Source organism: Bacteroidota bacterium, from assembly GCA_018831055.1.
Taxonomy (GTDB): Bacteria; Bacteroidota; Bacteroidia; order Bacteroidales; family B18-G4; genus M55B132.
In genome coordinates this window covers 1-5,274 of sequence record JAHJRE010000050.1, presented here as the reverse complement: position 1 = coordinate 5,274, position 5,274 = coordinate 1, and the positions used below count along the sequence as shown (strand labels likewise).

4 protein-coding genes are annotated in these 5,274 nt (G+C 49.3%); 1 reads left to right on the top strand and 3 read right to left on the bottom strand.

The window, feature by feature from the left end; translation table 11 throughout:
- A partial coding sequence (locus tag KKA81_03145) for a sigma-70 family RNA polymerase sigma factor (GenBank protein MBU2649907.1) occupies positions 1–459 on the bottom strand: 459 nt, incomplete at its 3' end.
- 71 nt (positions 460–530) lie between these two features.
- Positions 531–1,163, bottom strand: coding sequence for a DUF2807 domain-containing protein (locus tag KKA81_03140; protein ID MBU2649906.1), 633 nt, complete (start codon positions 1,161–1,163; stop codon positions 531–533).
- A gap of 230 nt (positions 1,164–1,393) precedes the next feature.
- On the opposite strand from KKA81_03140, the gene KKA81_03135 reads away from it, so the two are divergent.
- Complete coding sequence (locus KKA81_03135; protein MBU2649905.1) at positions 1,394–1,780, top strand: LysM peptidoglycan-binding domain-containing protein; 387 nt, start codon at positions 1,394–1,396, stop codon at positions 1,778–1,780.
- A 66-nt stretch (positions 1,781–1,846) separates the two neighbouring features.
- Here KKA81_03135 and KKA81_03130 read toward each other — a convergent pair whose 3' ends face one another.
- Entirely contained in the window at positions 1,847–5,149 is a 3,303-nt protein-coding gene (locus KKA81_03130) for a glycosyl hydrolase (GenBank protein MBU2649904.1), read from the bottom strand.
- Positions 5,150–5,274: the final 125 nt, after the last annotated feature.

The window sequence follows — 5,274 nt, the reverse complement described above, 5'->3', positions numbered from 1 at the left end:
TTCCGACATCACTCTGAAGCTCATATCTTCAAACTCATTCAGGACGAAAACATCCCGTTGATCGGCGGGCATGAGATTCAGTGCTTCCTCCACTTTTTCCCAGATCAATTCTTTAAACAGTTCCTCATCGGGCCCGGGCCCGAAGTCGGGAATGATCTCATCCAGCATCAGAGGAGTATCATCATCGCCGGTAGCGGCAGGGTTGATGAAATCTGTTTCCTGCCGGTAATACTTCTTCCTGAAATAATCTGCGATTTTGTTCCTGGCAACGGCAAAAAGCCAGGAGGCAGTGCTCTCATAGGATCGGATCTGGTCGTAGCCATCCACGAGCTGAAAAAACACATCCTGGAGGATATCCTCGGCATCCGCTTCGCTTCCGGTATTTCTGATGATGAAGCCCAGAAGGCGTTCCCGCGTCTCCCCGATGATGTTTTCTATGCTCAAGGTTGTTGTTGCCATAACATATCCTGACTACCTCTTTTTGCTGTAGTCGGATAAGCCGGGAAATTATTGTAAAAAAAACAAGTTTTTCAGGGAATCCTTTCGATGCTTCCCAGTCCGGTCTGCCGGCTGGTGACTTCAGGGTTGCCGCGATACCTGACCTTTCCTATCCCGGAGGCTTCGATCTCCAGTTTCACCTTTGCATTCACAGTACATTCGCCGACGCCTCTTGACTGAACCCTGACGTTTTCCGCCTCAAGTTGTCCTGCATCCACCTTTCCGGTACCTGATATTTCGACATCGTGCTTCACGGATTTACCGCGAACCTGGATCTCCCCTACTCCCTTGAGGGTTGTGATCACGGTTTCGGCTTCAACATCAACCATCAGGCCCCCGACACCGCTGTTTACAAGGTGTATGGTATCGGCCTTGATCATTTGCGGGGTGCTCATTCGTCCAACACCCGCCATGCGGATGGAATTCAGTTGTTTCAGCGTGATATGGATATCCAACCTGGGAAAAGAGATCAACCAAACAGGTATGGTATCGTAAAAAGAAATCTCCAGTTCGTCGTTTCTCACTTCCGCTCGGATGCGGCCTGATAAATCCTGGTTGGATTCGACCCGGATGGAATGTTCATCGCCCTGATGGACGAACACGTTGCCAATACCCCGGAGAAAGATGCCGTGAAACTCCGGAAGTTGCTTTTTTTCCTGAAACATAGAAGGATAATTAAATTATTAAATAACTATTGAGAATGATCAAAATCAGGTTACAGGTTGCAGGTTACAGGTTGCAACCTGAAACCTGCAACCTGTAACCTGCAACCTTTTGTTATCTTTCCCGTTACACATAAATTATTAACGTGTATTTGTTTGTCAAAAATAACGTGAAAGTTGATCAATTTTAGCTGATTTGTATTATTTTTACTTTAATAAAAAATGGATATGTTATGAGAAAAAGCAGCTTTACCCTGTCAATACTGGCATTAGCAGTAACAGGACTAATTATTTCCGCATCCTGCAAGCAGAAGAAAGACCCATATCTTGATGAAGCCAAGCAAACCGAGAAAGCTCCGGTAAAGAAAGAGGTTCCGGTTAAGGATACCACGGAGAAGGTAGTACCGCCACCGCCGCCGAAGGAAGAGGCGCCCAAGCAGGAGCCTCGTATGCAGGTCTATGTAGTCCAGGAAGGCGACTGGCTATGGCAGATATCCAGGGAGAAATACGGTTCAGCTCTTGGGTGGTCCGCGATCTATGATCTGAATAAAGACAAGATCAACAACCCTGACCTGATTTTTCCAGGCCAGGAATTGTTGATACCGGAGTGGGAGAAGTAGGGTTCGACTTCGCTCACCCTTCGACTTCGCTCACCCTTCGACTTCGCTCACCCCGTCGGGTCACGACTACTTATTCCATTCCGGCAATCTGCCCGGAGTCCATGGAGCGCCTGCTTTATCCAGTTCTTCCTGAAGGGCTTTGATGTCCTTTTCCTGTATGGTTTTTAGTTCTGCCAGGATGGGAGGAAATTCTTCAGCCAGGATATCGTACATTTCTTCCTGAGTTTTGGTGATGCCGGAGCTTGATCCCCAGTGGGCATAAACCATTGCATTCAGTCGGTCGAAGAGGGGCGGCGGGGCCGGGATGTTTTCTTCATCGCTGGCTTTGGGCTCCTGTCCGTTCATTTTCCACAAGATATCATCGAGGCGCAGGTCGATTTCCTTTGCCTGCTTTAACATTGAATCGGGTAATGCCGGAGTACGCTGTATGGCCTGCATGATATATTGCACCTGCTCTTTCATGTCGTTGGCTGCTTCTTCAGCTCCATTGATTGCCATCGACAGCTTTGCCATCTTTTTCTCAAAGGCAACCAGGGCTTCCCGGTCTTCGGCCGGTAAAGTAGTATTTTCCAGGACAACCGCGTTAAATTCAACAGGACCTGCCATCACCTTGCTTTCCCCACGGTGTACCATCACCATTTCCACCTTGTATTTACCGGGGAGGGCATAATTCATATCCCATCCTTCATTCAGGGGGTCGAACTTTTCGTTTTTCAGGCTTACGGGTTGTGATCCGGGATAACGAAGGTTCCAGGTGAACCTTTTGATGCCTTTCGAAGGTCTTTCCGTCATTTTACGGATCAGGTTACCCTGCTCGTCGTAGATATTTAGAACCAGGTAGGGTGCAAGTTCGTCCTCTTCTGCCCGGAGTTCATCCAAAGTAGGCATGGGTAAGGGTTGTTTATCTTTGATCAGCTTCTTTTCCTTCTCTTTTCTTTCCTGTTTCAGGGTTTTCGGCACTTCCTTCAGGTAACAGGTGAAAGTGGCGCCAAAAGGAGGATTATCCGAGGTATAATACATAGATCCCTGTCCGTAATAGCCACCTTTCTGAATATACATCAGAGCATCTTTTATGGGGAAGATATAAGCTTCATTTTCCAGGATTTCAGGAGTAAGAGTGCGAAGAGGTGTATAGTCATCCAGGATATAAAACCCTCTGCCGAAGGTAGCGATTACCAGGTCGTTTTCCCTTTCCTGGATAACCATATCCTTTACGGAATTGGTAGGCAACCCGGAACTCAGTTTGGTCCATATCTTACCGCCATCGACGCTGAAATAAACGGTAAACTCGGTTCCTGCAAACAGGAGATCGGGGTTAACAGGATCCTGTTCGAGGGTATGTACCACCCCTTTATCGGGAAGGTTGGAAGCGATGGAGGTCCAGGTCTTGCCTTTATCGGTGCTCTTCAACACATAGGGTGTGAAGTCGTCACGCTTATGGTTGTCGAAAGCGGCAAACACGATATTCTCATCGAATTTGGAAGGAAGGATATCGCTGACATAGGTATGCTCCGGCACACCGGGGAATTTAGCTTCCTTGCGCCAGGTAGCGGCATCCTCAGAGACCTGGATAAGCCCGTCGTCGGTACCTACATAAAGCAGGTTTTCCTTTACGGGAGATTCGGCAAGGGAAACGATGGTTCCGTAGAGCGAGGTAGAAACATCCTTGGCCACGGCATCGATGCTCCAGTATTGATCCATCACCGGCCAGGTGTTACGGTCTATTCCCGCGGTAAGGTCGGGGCTTACCTTTTTCCAGGAATTGCCTCTGTCGTCGCTGCGGAAGAGGTAATTGGCTCCGATATACAGTCGTGTAGGAGAGTGTTTGCTCAGGATGAAAGGGGTGTTCCAGTTCCATTTGAAGGTGCTGTCGCCTTTTCCCGGCTGGGGTTTGACACCGAGTCTCTCGCCGCTTTTCTTGTCGTAGCGGTAAATATTTCCATACTGATAAGCGGAATACACGATGTCGAGATTTCCCGGTTCAATGGCCTGCCAGAAGCCATCGCCGCCCAGGGTGACGATCCACTCGTAGTTGGATACACCCTGTGAGCTGATATTCCTGGAAGGACCGCCGAGGCTTGAGTTATCCTGGGTACCTCCATAAACCCAATAGAAAGGTTCACTGTCATCAACGTTGACGCGGTAAAACTGTGTTACCGGGAGGTTGGTAAAATATTTCCAGGTGCTGCCGCCGTCGAAGCTCTCATAAACGCCGCCATCGCCGCCGATAAGGAGGTGTTTTGTGTCGGCAGGGTCAATCCAGAGAGCATGGTCGTCTACATGGCGGCCGCTGTTGCTGAGGCGTTTCCAGGTCTTACCGGCGTCTTCGGTAAAATAGGAAACGGTCTCCATGGAATATACCTTATCTACATCCACGGGGTCGCAGTAGATCTCATTGTAATACTGGCCACTGGCATTGTGGTCGCTCATTTTGCTCCAGGATTCGCCGCGGTCGGTGGAACGGAAGAAGCCTCCGTTATCGCCTGCTGCTTCGATGATAGCGTAGATCACATCGGGATCAACGGGAGAGATGGCTATCCCTATACCACCGACATCGCCTCCGGGCAGACCGCTCGTGAGCTTGCGCCAGGATTTCCCGGCGTCGGTCGATTTATGGATACCGGATTCCGGTCCTCCCCCGATCTTCGTATGAACATGCCTGCGGCGCTGTTCTGAAGTAGCATACAGCACATCCGGGTTACGCGGATCCATGATGATGTTATTCACACCGGTATGCTTACTGATCTCCAGCACCTTTTCCCAGTTTTTGCCCCCATCAGTGGTTTTATACAAGCCGCGGTCGCCATCCGGTCCCCATGTAGAGCCTTCGGCAGCCACATACACCACATCCGGGTTACGAGGGTCAATAACAATGCCACCAATATGGCGGGATTCTTTCAGTCCCATGTTATTCCAGGATTTACCGCCGTCAAAAGACTTGTACACTCCGTCGCCATAACTGACGGAACGCTGGTGGTTGTTCTCGCCGGTTCCAGCCCATACAACGTTGGAATTTGTGGGGTCCATCACCACACAACCGATGGAATAACTGCCATAATTATCGAATACAGGGCTGAAGGTTGAGCCTGCATTCTCCGTCTTCCAGATATGACCGGAAGCAACAGCTACAAAATATTCGCTGTGATTTTTAGGGTTCACGGCAAAATCGGCGATACGTCCGGATGTGAGTGCAGGACCTATGCTGCGCCATTTGAGTCCGCTTACGACACTCGACTTGATGGTGTCGTTCTTTGTGTCCTTATCCTTATCTTTCTTCTTCTGCGCCCCGGCCTGGAACGATGCGGCCAGAAACGCCAGCAGGAGGATCGCGATCCATCCTTTGCTGTTCGTAAAAATGTTTTGGATCATGATTGTTGGTTTACTTGGTATTTATAAAATGAAGAATATACTCTTCAGGTACTTCGGCCAAAGTTAGAAAAATAATTTTATGAGAAGGGGGTGGGGAGGAATAAATAGGGGCTGGGGGCTGGGGG

What these genes read in the sequence shown, in the direction of transcription:
- KKA81_03140 (MBU2649906.1), bottom strand. Translation starts at nt 1,163, where the DNA reads ATGTTTCAGGAAAAAAAGCAACTTCCGGAGTTTCACGGCATCTTTCTC.
- KKA81_03135 (MBU2649905.1), top strand. Translation starts at nt 1,394, where the DNA reads ATGAGAAAAAGCAGCTTTACCCTGTCAATACTGGCATTAGCAGTAACA.
- KKA81_03130 (MBU2649904.1), bottom strand. Translation starts at nt 5,149, where the DNA reads ATGATCCAAAACATTTTTACGAACAGCAAAGGATGGATCGCGATCCTC.